Here is an 18,836-nt window from a genome sequence, read left to right as displayed (position 1 = left end):
TTATAAAGAACTATTAGTTTGAAAATAAACAACGAAAGGAATATAAATAAAAATCGTTCTCATTACAATTCATTTATTTAAAAATAGAATATTATTAAATAAGTCACCTTATAAATAATCTCAGTAGATGAGTGATACTTGAGATAAGTTGTATGAGGATTTTTTAATATAAAATTAATGATTTTACTAGACTCTAACTGGTCTCAGAAAATAAAAAGTTAATGTCAGCTTTTGTCTAGCAGTTATTGTAAGTCGCAGAGTTTTACAAAGACTGCTTCGTCAGACGTCAGAGCAGGGCCTTTAAAAACGTAATAGTGAACGTCTATTTATTACTTGGTTTCATCTGAAGTTAATACAGGTAACTTTTAAATACACCTAAAGCTTACCTGTATTTTTACGTACTTAATTAGAGGTATTCACCGGCGTTGTTGAAGTACTTTATTCTGTGTCATCACAAGTGCTGCCGTTACTTTTACGGCAAGTATTTAACCTATCTTGTTCTGATTTATCGTTGTTTAATACTTGTTGTAAGTCTTCAGTGCGTTGCTTTACTGCGACCCCATAACTATGGTCATCGCCCCATAAATCAGCGAGTGCAGTTAATGATTCATTGTCATGTTTAGCAAATATTTCACCTGCTCGCTTGGCATCGGCCTGATCATTACCTAAGAGGGTGAGGGCTTCAACACCTAAGTTAAGCGCTGAATCAAAAGTTTCACGCTTAAATGTCTCAATACCAAGATGCATTAATTGGTAAGCATGGCGGCGATCAATTGCTCGTGCGACAATTTTTAGGTGAGGATAGTATTTTTTGGCCATTGTTGCTATTTGAAGTACTTTGTCAGCATCATCAATGGCGATAACCAATAATTGTGCTCCATTTGCACCAGAAGCGGTTAGTAAGTCTAAACGTGCAGCGTCACCATAAAAGACTTTATTACCAAAGCGCCTTAATAATTCTATTTGGCTAGGACTATGGTCAAGAATGGATAAGTGATATCCCTGTGCTGTTAATAAACGACCAATAACTTGACCAAAACGGCCGTAGCCGGCAATGATGACATTTTTAGTCGCTTCTATTTGTTCAGGCTTATCGAACGATTTTTGTGAGTTATCTTCGCGGTTGATAACTTTGTCATAAAACATCAATAACAAGGGAGCCATTAGCATTGATATAGCGACAACCAACGTGGTGAGTTTTGTTTGTTCTACGCTGAGAATTTGTAGTGTGCTGGTTAGTGATAACAATACAAAGGCAAATTCACCTCCTTGTGCTAACGCTAGAGTAAACAGTAATTGTTGTTTGCTTTTCATTTTAAATACGTAAGCAAGGATATATAAAACGAGCGCTTTAATGGCAATTAACCCAACGACAAAGAGCATAACATTACTAAACTGTGCTATTAATAACGGGAAATCAATTGATGCACCCACGGTAATAAAAAATAAGCCAAGTAATAGCCCTTTAAAAGGCTCGATATCAACTTCTAATTCGTGTCTAAATTCACTTTCTGCTAAGACAACACCGGCTAAAAATGTGCCTAAAGCAGAAGACAAACCAATTTTTTTCATAATGACAGCAATAACAATCACTAAAAACAAAGCGAAAAGGGTAAATAGCTCGCGTAAACGTGTCTCTGCTATGTAACGAAATAGTGGTGTCGAAATGTACTTGCCTGCAAATACTATTGCAGCAATGGTCGCTAGTGATATTAATACTTGTGCGTAAACAGGAAAGTGCTCTATTAAGTTTCCATGGCTTGAGGCAACGTCAACGTTACCTATTTGGGTAAAAGCGAGCAGTGGCAATAAAGCTAGAATTGGAATAACCGCTATATCTTGAAATAACAGTACAGAGAAAGCGTTTTGGCCGGCTTCTTGTTTTATCCAACCTTTTTCGGTTAAGGTTTGTAATACAATAGCAGTAGATGATAATGCCAGCATAAGCCCTATGGCTAATGAAGTTTCCCAGCGTAAATTTAATATAAAATAACCAATAGCAAAAAACAGTGCGCTAGTCAGTAAAACTTGTAATCCACCTAAGCCCATAATGGAGTGTCTTAATTTCCATAGTCTTGAAGGTTGTAGCTCTAAACCGACTAAAAATAACATCATAACTACACCAAATTCTGCAAAATGCATCACGTCAGTTTGGTCGCCAACAAGTCCAAAAGCAAAAGGGCCAATAATAATGCCAGCAATGAGATAGCCAAGCACGGAGCCTAAGCCTAAACGTTTGGCAATGGGGACAGCGACTATGGCTGCGGCTAAATAGATGACTGCCATTTCTAACATAGGTTTCTCTTCTTATTGTTTTAACAAAAATTACGTATCAGTATTTTTATGATGATGTAATACCCCTGGCAAGCTCTGAGTGGGAACTAACTTAATGGACTTGGTATATACCTTCTCATAAAATAATGTGGTCACTTGTTATATGAAACGGGTATTATCTAGATATTTTTATTTTTACTATAAAGCATTAATTAAATAAACTTAGTGTTATAAAAAGTACACGAAATCATCACAGTAAAAAATGCGCTCTTGCATATTTTCATGAATGTAGAAGAAACTAATGTCATGTAAACTTTTATATAGTGTTTTAGGGACTACTTCAATTTGTATTAGGTTAGCTTTAGGATCTTAATGACCCAAATAACGCAAAGGTTTATGACTGGATATCTGAAAAAATCATTATACTCCGTAAAGTTGTTAACTGTAAAATTTGTAGCCTAATCTGTACCCGATAAAATCGAAGGCTCTATACTTATTTAGAAGAGAAGAGGGTAGGTGCAACTATGCCAATTAACAATAATTATGCTCTAGTTTTAATCCGTTCGTTGAATACTAATAACCCTATCTTCCACATGTTGTAATAATGGTTCAAGCTCATGAACTGGAGAATTGAACCAATAATCTTTATCTTTTGATAGTACTAAAACAGGCATACGTTTATGGTATTGACCACATTGAGTATTGGGCTGAGTGGTTAACGTGACTAGCTCAGTATGCTCACGTTGAAATAATATACCAGCCATATATAAGGGCATTTTATTCGCGTGTTCAAATAAATATTTAACCTTTTTGCCATCTTCTGTTCTCCATTCAAACCAACCGTTGCAAGGCACTAAACACCTCTGGTTTTGGAGTGCTTCCTTAAAAGTTGGCTTGATCGCTACCGTTTCAGATTGAGCATTAATAATTAATTTTTTTGACCAGTTAGGCTGAATACCCCATAAGGCATTTACTTGTTGATAGCTTGATCCACTATGAACTATTGTGGCTACCGATTGGCTTGGACGCAAATCAGCATTCGTTTCTACGCTGTAATGCGTATTAAATAGCTCGCTCACTATTGGTGTTAAATTGTTGTTTACACTAAACCGACCACACATACTGACCTCAACATTCTTATTTTAACCAAAACGCTATTAACATAGTATTTTAGGGATATCTGACCATTTACTGGTGTAACTGGGTGAGAGAAAGTTACGTTTCATTGCCCATTTATCATTTTTCTCCGCAACAGCTACTTCAACGGTTCCTCGACCATAACGATGATTTACTTGGTCATAGCACTTCATTAATGGTGGATTATTTATACCTAGCGTAAATAAATCTTGTTGCTGAAATTGGCTGTTTTCTAATGCAATACCACCTACGCCACAGCGATAAAACGCTACGCCTTGTGTATAAATATTATCAAATACGAAAGAAATAGCACCCACGACTTTTAAAGTGTTGTCCGTAGCGACAGGAAATTCATAAACAAAGGACTTCTTATAATAGTTATCGTCATGTGGCGAGCTTGATGCAAAGATAACTAACCGTTTAATTAAAGACCCTTGCCTTCTTACTTTTGTTGCGACAATACTCGCATGACTTGCTAGTGCAGCTTTAAGTACATGCTCATCAGTAACTCGCTGCCCAAAGCTGCGGGTAGAAAATATCTCTTGTTTATCTTGCCCTATTTCATCCCATTGTAAACACGGCATGCCATTTAATTCATTTACGGTGCGTTCAACGGCTACACTAAATTGGCTACGCATTACTTTAGCTGATTGATTGGCTAAATCCCAACCAGTTTTAAGCCCTAATAAACTTAACCGCCTACCAAGCTTGTTACCAATACCCCATACATCCGTGAGTGACATACGAGAGAGTATATCTTTACGAGAGTTAGCATCGTCAATAACAGCAACACCATCAAAGCCCGATAATTTTTTTGACGCATGGTTAGCCGCTTTAGCTAGTGTTAGCGTTGATCCAAAGCCAACACCAACAGGTAAGCGTGTCTCCCGCCAAACAGTCTTACGTATTACATGCCCGTATTGGTGCCAATCATCGATACAGCTAAAGTTTTTGAAATGTAAAAAAGACTCATCGATAGAATAAATGTAGTGATTATCAGAAAATCGAGCGATAACGTTCATCATTCGCTCACTTAAATCCGCATAAAGTTCATAGTTTGAAGAGCGAACAACAACGTTATGCTTTTCTAAAAAATCTTTAATTTTAAAATAAGGTATGAACTTAGGTATACCAAGCTGCCGTGCCAAAGGACAAACGGCACAGATACAGCCATCGTTATTAGTTAAGACGACAACAGGTTTATGTCTGATGCTCGGATCAAATACTTTTTCCGCACGAGCATAGAATGAAACGGCATCAACTAAGCCAAACATGATAATAATGTGGGTAATTTCTTATGCAATCTAAAAGATACTGTTACTACACCTTCTATCTGAAAATCATCTGATGCTGTTATTTTAATGGCTTTATGTTCATCGGATGCAGATAATAAAAGTGCCTTATCCGTATCAATAATTTTGCATACAAAGCATCCGTTAAAGTTAGCAACAATAACAGCGCCATTACTTATATGTTCAGCTCTATCAACAACAAGAACATCGCCATTAAATATTCCCCTTCCTTCCATTGATCTACCATTAGCCAAGCCAAAAAATGTCGCATTAGGGTGTTGAAGTAATAACTCCTCTAAAGATAAATTTAATTCTTTATATTCTGCAGCAGGAGACTCAAAACTTGATACACCTGCTTCAATATAAATAGGTATTATTTTCATAAATAAACCACTCTACTGTGTATTTGTACAGTATATCGATTTATTTAAATATATAAAGGTAAATATATCAATTATAACTCGCCTAAAGTGCATAGTTATCTGGTAATCAGTCTCTCACCATATTGTTTAGATTCTACTATTATTGAATCTTACAAAATAAGTAGTTGAAAAATCTGTTTATTTAAATTTTAGCGACTGAGACTATTAATTCTTATATAAAAAGAATAGAAACGTTAACAACAGCAAACCAAGATAAGAGCAAGTATCATTGAATTTCATAATGGATATTACTGGTACTTTTCAGTAATATCCAAGGTATCGCAATAATTTTAAATATATGTTTCCTAACAGTTTGTAATTATGGGATATTAATAGCAATTAAAGGAAAGTTTTCTGTCGAAGATGGGGAGCTAATTTATAAAGAATTAAAAAGATCGCTAAGTATATAGAAGAGCTTATTTCTTTCTTTCTGTCAAAATTTTGGTCGAATATATATTTGAATGACGTTAGTGAAGTAATAAATTTAGAAAATATTAAAAATAGGAATAATCAGGATGACTATGCGTTTATGGACTTTTAAAAGACCTTTTCACTATGACGGTAACAATTATGAAGTGAGATACTCTTTTTCACTTAAAACTTATACGTCAGAGCTTTTTTATAATGGGACACTCGTAGACAAATGCTCTCATTTATTTGATGGCGATTTCAAAGTGGTTGTGCATAAGTTTCAACCTACCAACCAAGCCAATAATCAAACCAATAATCAAGCTAAAGAATTACAGGTTTCAGTTGGCTACTTTAGTTGGTTGAATGTTGGTATCGAAGTTAGGGAAGGTAGCAGCTTAATTTACGAAAGTCACCCAGGCAAAGACATTCACTTTGCAACTAATAAACTTAAAAATTTAGGTGTTTCTCACAATTCAATAGAGGCAAATGATCAAAGAAAGCTTCAAAGTGAAAAATGGCAAAAAAACAAACCTTCTATTTTCGCTGATATAGGCACTGGCGCGGCATTTTTTATCGTAGCAAAAGTCACAGGGGACTTAACTATAGCAGCATTTACGGGCGTTGTTTTAGGGTTAGCACTCGTGGTTGCCCAACGCTTTGTAAAAGTCGACTTACTAGGTGGATTCGCAGTATTTGGAACGATAATGCTTTTAATATCAGCAATATTCTCCATCGCCTTTCAAAGTGAGTATTTAGTTCAACTCAAGGGGACGTTTATGGGATTACTCAGTGCATCAGCCCTTATAATAGACGGAGTGTTTAATAAAGGCGGTTACTTTGGATCCCGTTTTGAAAGATACTTAAATTCCCCTATTCAACATAGGTACTTTGTTCTCGGTTTAGCATTGATCGGTCTATGTATGGCTGGGTTGAATTATAGTGTTGCAAGTCAACTAACCGAAGATCAGTGGCTCACCTATGACACCTTTGTTGAAACACCGATTTATCTCGTGATGTTTTTTATTCTCGTTTGGCGTGCAGGAAAAAAGCTAGCCTAGGACGCGAAAATGAAATAAACGAACGTTAAACGTCGATATTTGTGTGGTATTTATTACCTCTTAATTTATATTTGGAAATTTCATACAAATAAATATGGGTAACCAAGCTATCGTATCTATTAAATGGATAATACTATTACCTCCAATTTAACTAACCCTAGCATTATCACTCAACATGAAATGACTATGGATATGATCACTTTAGTAATACAAAATAAAGTATTGAAATTCGGGTTTCATTAGAGAATAACATTTTAAATATTAAGGAAAATATCATGATAAACTCAATGAAAGCTCTGACTAAGTACTTAACCTGAACTCGGTTTAAGATGTTTTTAATCCATTGAAATAGTTACTAATAAAATTTAACGATGAAGCAAGTAAAAGTAGCTGTTAGAGAAGAATATATTAAGCCGATCTCAGGTTATTTAGCAATATCAGCTTCTGCCATAAATAATTCATAGGTTACGGCAATAAATCCGATTTAACTCTTTTCAACTTGAAGCTTTAATATCATCTACTTTTGTAGAGCTTAATGCAGCCATAAACGATAATTATTTCCTACAACCACGTTAAGAAGTTAATATGGTTGTAGGAATTATTTGGTATTCATATTCGCTAATAAATTATCGAGTTGTTTATTCATTGCTTGTAACGCTTGTACCGACATTCCTGTTACAGAAAACATTTGCGTAGGAATGTTTTTAGCTTGCATTTTTAATTCACAGCCAATGTTAGTCAGCTTTATTTCAACACTGCGTTCATCTGCTTTATTACGAACGCGTGTCACTAGATTTTGCTTCTCTAAGCGTTTTAATAATGGTGACAAGGTACCAGAGTCTAAATCAAGTTTTTCACCTAACTGCTTAACTGAAGTGGTTGCTTTAGTATTATTAGTTTCCCATAAAACTAACATCACTAAATACTGCGAGTATGTTAGTCCTAGCTTTTTTAATACTGGACTATAATGGCGGTTCATTAGTTTGCTCAGGCTATAAAGCCGAAAGCAAAATTGATTTTCTAGTTTTAAACTTTCATCTTCATTCATAGATACTTACCTAGGGTTTATAGAAGCTTTTCAATGTCAGATTCTATTGCTGCAGGTTTAGTTGTTGGTGCATAACGTTTAATTACTTTGCCTTCTTTATTAACTAAAAACTTAGTGAAATTCCATTTGATACGCTTAGAGCCTAGTACGCCTGGTGCTTCAGATTTTAAAAAGTTAAATAGTGGGTGAGTATTATCGCCATTCACATCAATTTTGCTAAATAAAGGAAATTTAATATTAAAACGTAAATCACAAAACTGCTTTATTGCTTCATTATCGCCTTTTTCTTGCTGCTTAAATTGGTTACAAGGAAAGGCAAGTACTTCTAAACCTTGGCTTTGGTGCTTTTGATAAAGATTTTGTAAGCCTTCATATTGTGGGGTAAACCCACAGTCACTCGCGGTATTCACAATTAACATGACTTTGTTTTTATAAGTTGATAATTGAATTTCTTCACCAGCATTATTGTTAGCCGAAAATTGGTATATGTCGTTATTCATGCTTATTCCTTAGGCTTATTTTATGGTTAGTTTGTTTATTTTAAATTAAATTGCGCACAATTTAATTTTGCATACTCTATATTGTTTTTATTTTAATTGCAAAAAAGGGTAAACTTCAGCCATAAAAATTAATTACCTTACAAAAGTCGGAAAATAAAAATGAATCCAATTATTCAAATGTTAAAAGAAGAAAATGTTAGTGAACAAAAAATCAATGAGCTTTTTGAAGCGTTAACAGAAAACCCTTTAATGGCTATGGGGATTATTCAACAATTAGGTATTCCACCTGAAAAACTACAAGCTATTATGGGGGTTGTGATGACTCAACCAAGCTTGATTCAGGAGGCTGTAGAAGAGCTAGGTTTAGACTTTTCAAAAGTTGAAGCAGCAAAAGCTAAACTGAAAGAAGGTTTGTAGGATCATTATGCAAGAAAATAATACTAATAGTTTGTCAGCATTACTAACGCAAATTAAACAACAATCAGCCACTGTTGAATTTGAGCAAGTAATGCAAGTTATTAAAGATAGTTATAATTATCAACCAACGTCTTTCACTAATGGTGAGCTTGTTAATCAAGCGGGCACCAATGAAGGTTCATGTAAAATATTTTATTTTGCGCAATTAAATGAGCTAAATCAGCAACAAACATTAGCGTGTTTTGGTCGGTATTATCGTGAAGATGTGTTGGAAAACCCACTGGGTGATGATCACGGTAATATTAGAAATTTTATAAAAACAGGTTGGCAGGGTATTAAATTTGACGCTATTGCTTTAGCGCTTCTACCGTCAGCTTAAAAGTCGTGTTAAATATTTTATAGTTTTTTGATAAATCCGTTTTGTTAAATCAGAACAACGCAATGAGGATGAGTATAATGAAAGTAGCATTTATTGGCTTAGGTGTAATGGGATACCCAATGGCAGGGCATTTACAAAAAGCGGGTTATGATGTTTGTGTGTATAACCGAACAACAGAAAAAGCTAAAAAATGGCAGGCAGAATTTTCAGGCTCTTTCGCACAAACACCGGCTGAAGCTGCTAACGATTGTGAGATTGTTTTTTGTTGTGTTGGTAATGATGATGACTTAAAACAAGTTGTTCTTGGTGAGCAAGGGATATTCGCTGGTATGCCTACTGGTAGTATTTTAGTTGATCATACAACGGCATCAGCAGAAATTGCGGTAGAGCTTGCTACTATTGCTGAACAAAATGGGCAATACTTTTTAGATGCGCCTGTTTCTGGTGGGCAAGCTGGCGCTGAAAATGGCGTATTAACGGTGATGGTTGGTGGTGACGAAACCGTCTTTGCTAAAGTTGAACCCGTTATGGGCGCATTTGCCCGTTTTAGTCAATTAATGGGTTCCGTTGGCTCAGGCCAGTTAGCAAAAATGGTGAATCAAATTTGTTTTGTTAATACCGTTCAAGGCTTAGCTGAAGGCTTGAACTTTGCGAAAAAAGCAGGCTTAGATACAGATAAGTTACTTGATACTATTGGCAAAGGTGCGGCTGGCTCTTGGCAAATGGATAATCGGGGGAAAACGATGTGTGCTGGAGAGTTTGATTTTGGTTTTGCTGTCGATTGGGTAAGAAAAGATCTTGCTATCGCCTTTAATGAAGCTGAAAAGTTAGGAGCTGATTTAACCGCCACTAAACAAATTGATGGTTATTATCAAGAAATTCAAAACGCGGGTGGTAACCGTTGGGACACCTCAAGCCTTATTTCTCGTTTCAAAAAGTAGCAGTTTCGAAAGTAATGTTATAAAAAGGTAACACCGCTTGAATAGTTTTTAAATCAGCGCCAGACTAATTATCTGGCGCTGATACAAAGCGTGTATAGTGGCTAGGTTATAGATTAAACACTAAAGGTACAGCCGTTAACATTAATAGTACTATCATAAATATAGCGGCGATATTAAGCCAAAACCCTGCTCGGGCCATATCGGCAATGCGTAATTCACCAGAGCTAAATACAATTGCATTTGGTGGGGTTGCTACTGGCATCATAAACGCACAACTAGCAGCTAAAGCAGCCGGAATAACTAGCATCATAGGTCCATCAGTTAAGGTAACTGATATTGGCCCTAATAAAGGTAAAAAGCTAGCAGCAGTTGCGGTATTACTCGTTATCTCAGTTAGGAATAATATCGTAACGGTAACAACCAAAATAGCAGCAATAAGGGGAATGTTTGATGTTGCTTGAAGTTGAATCGCGATAAAGTCTGCAAGCCCTGATTGTTTAATTAGACTTGCTAAGGCTAAGCCACCACCAAAAAGTAACAGTACGCCCCAAGGTAATTTCTTGGTGTCTTCCCAAGCTAAAATGCGTATATCTTTTTTTCGGTCAACGGGGACAACAAAAAGCAGTAAAGCTACAAACATAGCAATACCGGTATCTGATATAGCAAGCCCAGTAATACTGGCGATTAAAGGCCTTAAGATCCAACTGATAGCTGCAAACGCAAAGAAAAATAGTACTAACTTTTCGCCTTTACTCATTGTACCTAATTCTTTCAATTTACTTTTAAACATATCATGTGTATCAATATGTTCACCTTCGTTAACTTGGTAACATATTTTTGTGAGAATTAACCAGCATAGTAATAATAATACTGCTGTTAATGGTACGCCTACAATCATCCACTGCGCAAAACCGATCTCAATGTTATAGCTATCAGCTAAATATGCAGCCATAAGCGCATTAGGTGGTGTACCAATTAATGTAGCTAAACCACCAATGCTGGCAGAAAAAGCAATAGCTAAAAGCATTGCTTTTGAGAAGTTTTCTTGTTTTTCACCACTTTGTTTTTGCTTTACCATTTCAATAATGGATAGTGCTATAGGTAACATCATTACTGCCGTTGCTGTATTTGACATCCACATAGATAAAAAAGCAGTAACTAACATTAAGCCACCAATTTGGTGACTGGGTTTAGTACTCGCTAGAGACATTGCCTTTAAGGCTATTCGTCTATGTAAATTCCAACGTTCCATCGCAATGGAGATAAAGAAACCACCAAGAAAAAGAAATATTAGCGGATGAGCATAAGAAGAGGTTGTTAACTTAATTGGGGCTATACCTACAATAGGTGCAACAATTAAAGGTAAAAATGCGGTAACAGAAACAGGGGTTGCTTCAGAGATCCACCATATTGCCATCCATAGGGTTAGTCCTAGAGTATGCCATGCTACAGCAGACATACCATCAAAAGGAGAAGGGGTTAATAAAGTGATCAGCATTATTGCTGGTCCTAGTAAAAGCATTCGTAATGGTGTTTCTTTGTCTTTAATCTCTGTCATAAATTCACTCCCGATAGTGTTTTTTATAATAATTCTAATTTATACATAGCAAAGACGTTGCCATGTTTTTATCTTATTGTTAAATATGTATTTTATTTATATTTACTCTGTTTTTAATTATTATATGTATTGAAATCCCCCCATGATTTAATAGCTATGTGTGGAAAACCGCCCTTGAATACATAGCAAGAAAATTTATAAGAGTAGTAAGAAATAGTTTAGGTGATATGGCTATTAGGGAGGTGTTGGCTATGCTGTGCATCGTTAATTTTATCTTTTGATGAAAATACGGTTATGGGGGGAATTCTATATACAAAATCAATCGTCAAGGGTGATATTCCACCCATATTAATTTGCACTGTATAAATAAACAACCTCTAACTTATTGTTATTTATTTGTTTTAATTGTTTTTTCTTTTATTTTTAATTGGTCTGAATATTGCCATAAGAGGGGGCTGATAAATATTTAGTTTTTTTGTTGGCTCTTATAAAAATATAAAAACTTCTTAAAGTTAATTTAAGATCAAGGGGAAATACATGAAATCCGATTTAGTAAACAAAAAGCATAGTACTTGGTGTTTAAATACATTGATACTTGGTTGCTCTCTTTTAAGTTTAAATACCTATGCAGCCGAGGTGAACAGTGAGTTTTATGGCTCATTGCGTTTAGGCGCTGACTATATTGATAGTGGCACAGCTGATGATGCTGCAAATGGTCGAGATTATTTAAGTAGAGTTGGTGTAAATGCTAATACTCAGTTAACAAATGATTTAACGGGTATTGCTAAAGTTGAATACGGTTTACGTGGTGATGACGGTGTTAACTTTAATCAAAATCAAAGTGCTGGTTTACGTCTTGCCTATGTAGGTATAAAAAGTAAATTTGGTACTGTTACTTACGGCTCTCAAACTATTATATGGCATCAATATGTTCGTAGTGCTTACTTTTCTGATGCATTAGATTCATTACGCCAAGGCGCTATTCGCGATGACGATATGTTGCAATGGCAAAAGTCATTCGATGCTTGGAAATTTGGCGCTGCAATACAAACCGAAGGTGAAGATGGTGATTCGATTGATCAATACCAAGTAGCAGCACAATATCACCATGAAAAATTAAAACTCCAAGCCGCGTTGATCGCAGATCAGCAAGGTGATAATACTGGGAACTTATATGGTGTTCGAGCTTGGTATGATATAAATGACACTATCACCGTGTCTGCATTTTATCAATTAGCAGAAGAAGATTTCGACATATATAGTGGAAATTCTTCTGGTAATGTTAAATTAGTATCAAGAAAAAACACTGATAATGTTGGCGGAGTGACGGCATGTATAGATGAAGAACGTTCAACTGCGGGTCTATATGCTAAATGGCGCCAAGGTGATAATCAAGTTCATGCACGTTATGCGATAAATGCGTGTGAAATTAAGGGCGATGTTAGATCAATTAAAGTAGAATATATCCGTTATCTTTCGAAGAATTTTAGTTTATGGACTTCTTTTGAACAATTAGATAACGACACTACGCGTTTACCTTCAACAGGTGAAAACATGTCGGAGCTACAAGTTGCGGCTAGATTTGATTTTTAATCGCTTAAATGTCAAATGTTCCACAACAAGTAATCTGTTAATTTTGTGTTGGTAAAGTAAATTTAGTTTTTAACAAGGTAATTTTTTTGAGCTATCAAGGTAAATTAAAACGTAAAAACTATATTACTTCCTTCTTGGTTGTTGTGGGATTATTGTCGGTTATTGAGATAACACAGCTGATAGGCATGCGTAATGCTTATCAGCAAATACATCAAGAATCTAGCCAACAACTCGATAACTTAGTGAGCTATATAGAGAATATTCTGAGTCGTTTTGATACAGTCCCCGAAGTACTATCTAAACAAGCTCTAATAACAGAAGTATTACTATCCCCTAGCGATCCTTCAAAGGTTAAAAGGCTAAATAAGTTACTAGCAGATATACGTCACATGACCCAAGCTTCTGATATTTACCTTATCGATAAATCTGGTATTACAGTCGCAGCTAGTAATTGGCTTTCATCAACTACATTTATTGGTATGAATTTTAAATTCAGACCTTATTTTAAAGATGCGTTAAAAGGTCAGCTATCACATTATTATGCCGTAGGGTTAAGCGGTGGTAAACGCGGTTTTTATTACGCTTATCCAGTAATGGATAACAACACGGTTATTGGGGTTGTGGCATTAAAAGTTAGTATTGCCGATATTGAAGATCATTATAAAAAAACGGTATTGCATGACAGTTTTAATTTTTTAATTGTTGCACCAGATGATGTGATATTTATTTCAGACAGGCCTGAATGGCGTCTTAAAACCATTGGTGATTTATCTGAGAGTAAGCAGCGTAGTATTATTACGGGTAAACGATATGCAAATAAAGAAATTAAACCACTTAACGTTACAAAAGTGTCAAGTCACTATTTTCCACTAAAAGTGGACAGTAAATTATTAGCAATAAAAACAAATAAGCATAACGAGCAGGTGTATGCTTTACAAAAATTAATGAAAAACGTGAATTGGCAAGTGCATTTATGGCGTTCAACAAAACCAATAAATAAACAACGAGAGTTATTAATCATACAAAGTACAAGTGCTTATTTATTGTTGGTACTTTTAATTCTTTTTTCAAACGAGCGTTATAAAAACGCCCGAAGGCTTAAAGAATCTCAACAATTACTTGAAAAGAAGGTTGAGGTACGAACGGCGGATTTAAGTGCGAGTAATGTTAAACTTCATGAAGAAATAGCGCAGCGACAACAAGTGCAAATTCAAATGAATAAAATGCAAGAAGAGCTTATTCAATCAGAAAAATTAGCTGTTATTGGGAGTATGTCAGCCAGTATTAATCATGAAATTAACCAACCTTTAACAGCATTGCGTAGCTATTCTGAAAATGCATTAGCGTATCAAGAACGTGGAATGACAGATAAAGTAAAGAATAATCTTACGCTTATTATTGGGTTAGTTGATAGGTTAAGCGATATTGTTAGCCAGTTTAATAGTTTTTCTAAAAAAAGCACTGGTGTAGCAACCACAGTTAATGTTCATACCAGTATAATGGCAGCCATGAGTATAGTGAAGCATCAAGCTAAAGTGGGGAAAGTTGAACTCACCTGTGAACCGAGTGCAACATCTTCATTTGTGTTTGGTGATACTATTCGTTTTGAACAAGTGCTAGTTAATTTATTAAGTAATGCAATGCAGGCATTGAGTGAGCAAGAAGATAAGCGAATAAGAGTTTCTGTTTCTAACACTGAATCACGGGTTATTATTGAAATACAAGATAATGGTCCTGGAATTTTAGTGGATAATATTAATCGAGTTTTTGAAGCCTTTTTTACGACTAAAGATAATTTTGGGTTAGGTTTAGGCTTATCTATCTCACACCGCATTATTGAATCAATGCAAGGCAAAATTAACGTTAGTAATCATCCTGATGGTGGGGCAATTTTTACCATTAATTTACCCCGAAAGCAGGTTGATTAAGGATTTATATGGAAAGTGAACGTTTAAAAACAGTATTTGTGATTGATGATGAAGAGCATATAAGAAGTGCTATTGAACAATTATTTGAATTACAAGGATTTGAAGTAACAGCTTTTTCAGAAGCAAGCCAATTACTTGAACAGTTAAGTGATACCTGGGCAGGTATTGTTATAAGTGATATTAATATGCCGAAAGTTGATGGTCACCAACTTATGGAGAAAATTAAAGTTATCGACTTAGCTATTCCAACTATATTACTGACGGGGTTTGGTGATATATCCATGGCTGTACAAGCAATGCGTAACGGTGCTTATGACTTTATTGAAAAACCTTTTAATAATGATGACCTTGTCGATACAGTAAATCGAGCGTTAGAGAATCGCTCTTTAGTATTAGAAAACAGAAAATTAAAAAAAGAAATTGAAACTCATTGTTTACCAGGCCCTCGAATTCTAGGGAACTCAGCTAATATCGTTCAAATGCGAAATATACTGAATCAAGTGATGGATGCTCCCGCTGACATTCTGATTGATGGTGAAACCGGAACTGGAAAAGAATTAGTTGCACGTTATTTACATGATCACAGCGTTCGCCGTGAAAGTAACTTTGTCGCACTCAATTGTGGTGCGATTCCTGAACATATTATAGAAAGTGAGTTATTTGGCGCTGAGCAGGGCGCATATACTGGCGCGGATAAAAAACGTATTGGAAAATTTGAATATGCAAATGGAGGTACTTTATTTTTAGATGAAATAGAAAGTACACCAATGGCATTGCAAATTAAGTTATTAAGAGTGTTAGAAGAGCGTAAAATTGTGCGCTTAGGTGGTAATGAAGGGATAGAGCTCGATGTTAGAGTTATCGCTGCTACCAAGGTCGACTTATTAGAGTTGTGTGAAGAAGGTCTGTTTCGCAAAGATTTATATTATCGTTTAAACTTAGTTAAAGTAGATATTCCGCCTTTAAGAGAGCGTATTGAAGATGTTCCACTACTATTCTTACATTTTGCTAGGATAGCTTCAGCTCGTTATAAAAAAGAGTTAATACCACTTTCGCAAGAACATAAAGCACAGCTATTAAGTTATGAATGGCCAGGCAATGTTAGGGAATTACGTAATTTAGCTGAGCGTTACATCTTATTAGGTGAATCTGCGGCATTTAACTTTAAAGAAAATACCCGCGCTAGTTTGATGAATAATGGTATGGGATTAACAAAACGAGTTGAATTTTTTGAAAAGTTTCTGATCGAAGAAGCGTTAGCTAATAATGAAGGCTGTATTAAAGATACGATGGAAGAGCTTAAACTAGCTCGTAAAACCTTGTACGATAAAATGAAAAAATATGAGCTAGAACGAACAACATATCAATAGTGATTAATGTACAGCCAGACTTATGCATATTTGCAATTGGCAGGTAACTTTCATTACTCTGCCAATTGCAATGTTGTACATTAATCAAAGTGATAGCGCAAAATAATGAAAGTAAAACACTCGATTAAAAATGAAGAATACCGTTACCGTTTGTCATCCTTGTAAAAATTCATATAAGGATTTGAGCACAGACATTTTAGCTTTATCTTCTTCATGCTCATGAGCAAGGTTTTCAATTTTAATCATAAACTCATCAAGTGATAAAATACCTTTACCACCATATTGCAGTTTGGTTTGGCAATATTGCTGCCATTTTTGTTGCTCTTCAGTAGATAAAGTATACGGGTAGTTTCTTGCTCTATAACGAAAAAGCAATACACTTAAACGTTCATCTTGAAACTGAAATGGATGATTCGCTAATTGCTCAGGTGTTAAACCACGTAAAATGTCCATTTGCGCTTTATCACCATGGCTAAAGAAACTGCCACCATATAATGCTTGTTCTGCATCGACATCTGTATTGTCAAAATCTGACGTCGCAAACACATCACTTAATTTATCTCGTAATTCAGCATGTTTTTTTAACGTTGCTAAATTTTCTAAACAAAAATCACGAGGAATTTTTAAACGTTGTGCATTCTCAGGTAACAAGGTTTTAGCTGGAGCAACAATAGGGCATTTATTAATGTGAATTAACTTAACAGGGATAGGTTTTTCATCAGGAGCTAAATCATCATAACGTGTATATAGGCGTGCTTTTATCTCTTCACTGGTTAATAACAGTAATGGTTCGATATCTTGCGCTAAATCGACACAGATCACAGCATTTTTATTTACAGGGTGATAACTAATAGGCGCAAACCAACTAGTACAACCGTGTGCCGATGATATTTTAGATGAGGTATGAACAACTGGCGTCATCTCAGCCACATTCAGTAGCTCAGCCACTTGCTTTTTATTTTTTAAGTTAAAAATAAAATCATAAAGCTTAGGTTGTTTATTTTTAATTAACTTCGCCATAGCAATAGTGGCATAAACATCACTCATTGCATCATGTGCTGACTCATGATTAATCCCATTGGCTTTTGTTAACAATTCAAGACGAAAACTTACAACTTCTTCACCATCACGTTCAACCGTTGGCCAGTTGATACCTTCGGGGCGTAAAGCATAACAAGCTCGCACCATGTCAATAATATCCCAACGGCTATTACCATTTTGCCATTCACGGGCATAAGGGTCGTAGAAATTGCGATAAAATAAATAGCGGCTTACTTCGTCATCAAAGCGAATATTGTTATAACCGGCCACACAGGTATTAGGTGTACTAAATAAATGATGAATACGACTCGCAAATTCAGCCTCAGTTAAACCAGCTTGTTGTGCTTTTTGTGGTGTAATACCGGTAACTAAGCACGCTTCAGGATGGGGTAAATAATCTACAGGAGGCTGACAATAGAACATTTCAGGCTCGCCAATAATGTTTAAATCAAGATCAGTGCGAATACCAGCAAACTGAGAAGGTTTATCAAACGCAGGTGAAATTCCCCATGTCTCGTAATCGTGCCACAAAATTGTAGGTTGTTTGTTAGCGTCCATTTGGTGTTATTACTCCATGCTTTAATATTTTATTATGCATTAATACTCAGTATTACTTTTTGTAGTTGATAATTTAATTATCGCTTTAGCTGACATGGTAAGCAACAATGAATTGAAAATGTTCACGAACAGCTATTTCTTTATTAGTGTGTTAATTAGACATGGGAGAGTATGTAGTGACTAAATCTAAGCTATTACAAACTAATACAGTGAGGTTAAATATAGATTATTTTATCACTTTAATCCGATATACATCGTTTTGTTTGCTTTGTGAACAGTTGTTGAGTTAATAATAAACGTATGATGTTATTTTTCAATTTAAATGAATAAAAATGAAAATAACGCTTGATCAAATATAATAAATCTCTACAATGCGCTCCAGTTCCAAGGGGTTCAGGCAAAACGAATCATCAACGGGCTGTTTTAATAAGTTATCTACTTTCATTTGATGATAAATAGTTAACTTAACGTTTACTTTTGATTTAAGTAATGAAGTGTTTAAGAGTTTGCAAAAACTTTTAAAAAAATCAAAATAAAACGTTGACATTAAAACTCGGAAGCGTATGATACGCATCCTGCTTCGGGGCAACAGCAACGAGCAACGCAGATTAAGTTAGACTTAACCTGCTCAGGTGGAGAGCGAATGCGACTCTCATCTATATCGACTAACCTAGTTACTCGATTTCTTCTTTAACAATTAGTTATCATGCAATTTGTGTGAATACTCACATTAACTTGTTTTTACATAGTTCTTCTTTCTTAGGAAAGCGGAACAAAAAAAACGCTTAATGAATGATGTTCATGCAAATAAATATAGTTACTTATTTCTAGCGAAGTAGGTAGCGACTATGTAATGCGATATTTGGTTTCTTTTCGAAGAGATTGAATGTCACGACAGAATTCATTGAG

Annotated in this window: 15 protein-coding genes; 7 read left to right on the top strand and 8 right to left on the bottom strand. The window is 35.3% G+C overall.

All coding sequences use genetic code 11. The annotated features are described in order from the left end of the window. Positions 1–438: 438 nt before the first annotated feature. The 4 genes from KO509_RS11350 to KO509_RS11335 form a co-directional block, all read right to left on the bottom strand. Positions 439–2,295, bottom strand: coding sequence for a monovalent cation:proton antiporter-2 (CPA2) family protein (locus tag KO509_RS11350; RefSeq protein WP_215973394.1), 1,857 nt, complete (start codon positions 2,293–2,295; stop codon positions 439–441). 533 nt (positions 2,296–2,828) lie between these two features. Beyond that, a complete protein-coding gene (locus KO509_RS11345) occupies positions 2,829–3,395 on the bottom strand; it encodes an SOS response-associated peptidase family protein (protein ID WP_215973393.1) in 567 nt (188 codons plus the stop codon). Positions 3,396–3,431: 36 nt separating this feature from the next. After that, complete coding sequence (locus tag KO509_RS11340; RefSeq protein ID WP_215973392.1) at positions 3,432–4,685, bottom strand: Y-family DNA polymerase; 1,254 nt, start codon at positions 4,683–4,685, stop codon at positions 3,432–3,434. After that, positions 4,673–5,086 (bottom strand): S24 family peptidase, encoded by a 414-nt coding sequence (locus KO509_RS11335; protein ID WP_215973391.1) that lies wholly within the window; start codon positions 5,084–5,086, stop codon positions 4,673–4,675. Before KO509_RS11335 ends, KO509_RS11340 begins: the two co-directional genes overlap by 13 nt. Before the next feature lie 554 nt (positions 5,087–5,640). On the opposite strand from KO509_RS11335, the gene KO509_RS11330 reads away from it, so the two are divergent. Then, complete coding sequence (locus KO509_RS11330) at positions 5,641–6,594, top strand: septation protein IspZ (protein WP_215973390.1); 954 nt, start codon at positions 5,641–5,643, stop codon at positions 6,592–6,594. Between the two features lie 598 nt (positions 6,595–7,192). On the opposite strand, the gene KO509_RS18205 is transcribed toward KO509_RS11330, so the two are convergent. Further along, positions 7,193–7,573, bottom strand: coding sequence for a MarR family transcriptional regulator (locus tag KO509_RS18205; protein WP_289847545.1), 381 nt, complete (start codon positions 7,571–7,573; stop codon positions 7,193–7,195). A gap of 86 nt (positions 7,574–7,659) precedes the next feature. Further along, a complete protein-coding gene (locus KO509_RS11320; RefSeq protein ID WP_215973388.1) occupies positions 7,660–8,142 on the bottom strand; it encodes a glutathione peroxidase in 483 nt (160 codons plus the stop codon). A 159-nt stretch (positions 8,143–8,301) separates the two neighbouring features. Between KO509_RS11320 and KO509_RS11315 the strand changes: the two genes are divergently transcribed. The 3 genes from KO509_RS11315 (at position 8,302) to KO509_RS11305 (ending at position 9,879) form a co-directional block, all read left to right on the top strand. Continuing rightward, positions 8,302–8,559, top strand: a complete 258-nt coding sequence (locus KO509_RS11315; RefSeq protein ID WP_215973387.1) for a DUF2999 family protein — start codon at positions 8,302–8,304, stop codon at positions 8,557–8,559. 7 nt (positions 8,560–8,566) lie between these two features. After that, positions 8,567–8,938 carry a HopJ type III effector protein gene (locus tag KO509_RS11310; protein WP_215973386.1) on the top strand — a complete coding sequence of 124 codons (372 nt, stop codon included), beginning with the start codon at positions 8,567–8,569 and terminating at the stop codon, positions 8,936–8,938. A gap of 68 nt (positions 8,939–9,006) precedes the next feature. Then, entirely contained in the window at positions 9,007–9,879 is an 873-nt protein-coding gene (locus KO509_RS11305; RefSeq protein WP_215973385.1) for an NAD(P)-dependent oxidoreductase, read from the top strand. A gap of 106 nt (positions 9,880–9,985) precedes the next feature. Here KO509_RS11305 and KO509_RS11300 read toward each other — a convergent pair whose 3' ends face one another. Continuing rightward, on the bottom strand, positions 9,986–11,437 hold the full coding sequence (locus KO509_RS11300; RefSeq protein ID WP_215973384.1) for a DASS family sodium-coupled anion symporter: 1,452 nt from the start codon (positions 11,435–11,437) through the stop codon (positions 9,986–9,988). A 537-nt stretch (positions 11,438–11,974) separates the two neighbouring features. Here KO509_RS11300 and KO509_RS11295 point away from each other — a divergent pair. From KO509_RS11295 to KO509_RS11285, 3 genes are all read left to right on the top strand, one after another. Further along, entirely contained in the window at positions 11,975–13,030 is a 1,056-nt protein-coding gene (locus KO509_RS11295) for a porin (protein ID WP_215973383.1), read from the top strand. An 86-nt stretch (positions 13,031–13,116) separates the two neighbouring features. After that, positions 13,117–14,958: an ATP-binding protein gene (locus KO509_RS11290; RefSeq protein ID WP_215973382.1), complete on the top strand. Its 1,842-nt coding sequence runs from the start codon at positions 13,117–13,119 to the stop codon at positions 14,956–14,958. A gap of 8 nt (positions 14,959–14,966) precedes the next feature. Further along, on the top strand, positions 14,967–16,328 hold the full coding sequence (locus KO509_RS11285) for a sigma-54 dependent transcriptional regulator (RefSeq protein ID WP_215973381.1): 1,362 nt from the start codon (positions 14,967–14,969) through the stop codon (positions 16,326–16,328). Positions 16,329–16,481: 153 nt separating this feature from the next. Here KO509_RS11285 and sbcB read toward each other — a convergent pair whose 3' ends face one another. Then, complete coding sequence (gene sbcB / locus KO509_RS11280; protein ID WP_215973380.1) at positions 16,482–17,927, bottom strand: exodeoxyribonuclease I; 1,446 nt, start codon at positions 17,925–17,927, stop codon at positions 16,482–16,484. Positions 17,928–18,836: the final 909 nt, after the last annotated feature.

The organism is Colwellia sp. C2M11, from assembly GCF_018860915.1.
Classification (GTDB): Bacteria; Pseudomonadota; Gammaproteobacteria; order Enterobacterales; family Alteromonadaceae; genus Colwellia.
The sequence above is the reverse complement of the archived record's forward strand: the minus strand, read 5'-3'. Positions and strand labels throughout refer to the sequence as shown.

Excerpts from the sequence above, each read along its gene's own strand:
- sbcB (WP_215973380.1), bottom strand. The coding sequence starts at position 17,927 with ATGGACGCTAACAAACAACCTACAATTTTGTGGCACGATTACGAGACA.
- KO509_RS11340 (WP_215973392.1), bottom strand. The coding sequence starts at position 4,685 with ATGTTTGGCTTAGTTGATGCCGTTTCATTCTATGCTCGTGCGGAAAAA.
- KO509_RS11350 (WP_215973394.1), bottom strand. The coding sequence starts at position 2,295 with ATGTTAGAAATGGCAGTCATCTATTTAGCCGCAGCCATAGTCGCTGTC.
- KO509_RS11305 (WP_215973385.1), top strand. The coding sequence starts at position 9,007 with ATGAGTATAATGAAAGTAGCATTTATTGGCTTAGGTGTAATGGGATAC.
- KO509_RS18205 (WP_289847545.1), bottom strand. The coding sequence starts at position 7,573 with ATGAACCGCCATTATAGTCCAGTATTAAAAAAGCTAGGACTAACATAC.
- KO509_RS11300 (WP_215973384.1), bottom strand. The coding sequence starts at position 11,437 with ATGACAGAGATTAAAGACAAAGAAACACCATTACGAATGCTTTTACTA.
- KO509_RS11335 (WP_215973391.1), bottom strand. The coding sequence starts at position 5,086 with ATGAAAATAATACCTATTTATATTGAAGCAGGTGTATCAAGTTTTGAG.
- KO509_RS11330 (WP_215973390.1), top strand. The coding sequence starts at position 5,641 with ATGACTATGCGTTTATGGACTTTTAAAAGACCTTTTCACTATGACGGT.
- KO509_RS11285 (WP_215973381.1), top strand. The coding sequence starts at position 14,967 with ATGGAAAGTGAACGTTTAAAAACAGTATTTGTGATTGATGATGAAGAG.
- KO509_RS11345 (WP_215973393.1), bottom strand. The coding sequence starts at position 3,395 with ATGTGTGGTCGGTTTAGTGTAAACAACAATTTAACACCAATAGTGAGC.
- KO509_RS11310 (WP_215973386.1), top strand. The coding sequence starts at position 8,567 with ATGCAAGAAAATAATACTAATAGTTTGTCAGCATTACTAACGCAAATT.
- KO509_RS11320 (WP_215973388.1), bottom strand. The coding sequence starts at position 8,142 with ATGAATAACGACATATACCAATTTTCGGCTAACAATAATGCTGGTGAA.
- KO509_RS11315 (WP_215973387.1), top strand. The coding sequence starts at position 8,302 with ATGAATCCAATTATTCAAATGTTAAAAGAAGAAAATGTTAGTGAACAA.
- KO509_RS11295 (WP_215973383.1), top strand. The coding sequence starts at position 11,975 with ATGAAATCCGATTTAGTAAACAAAAAGCATAGTACTTGGTGTTTAAAT.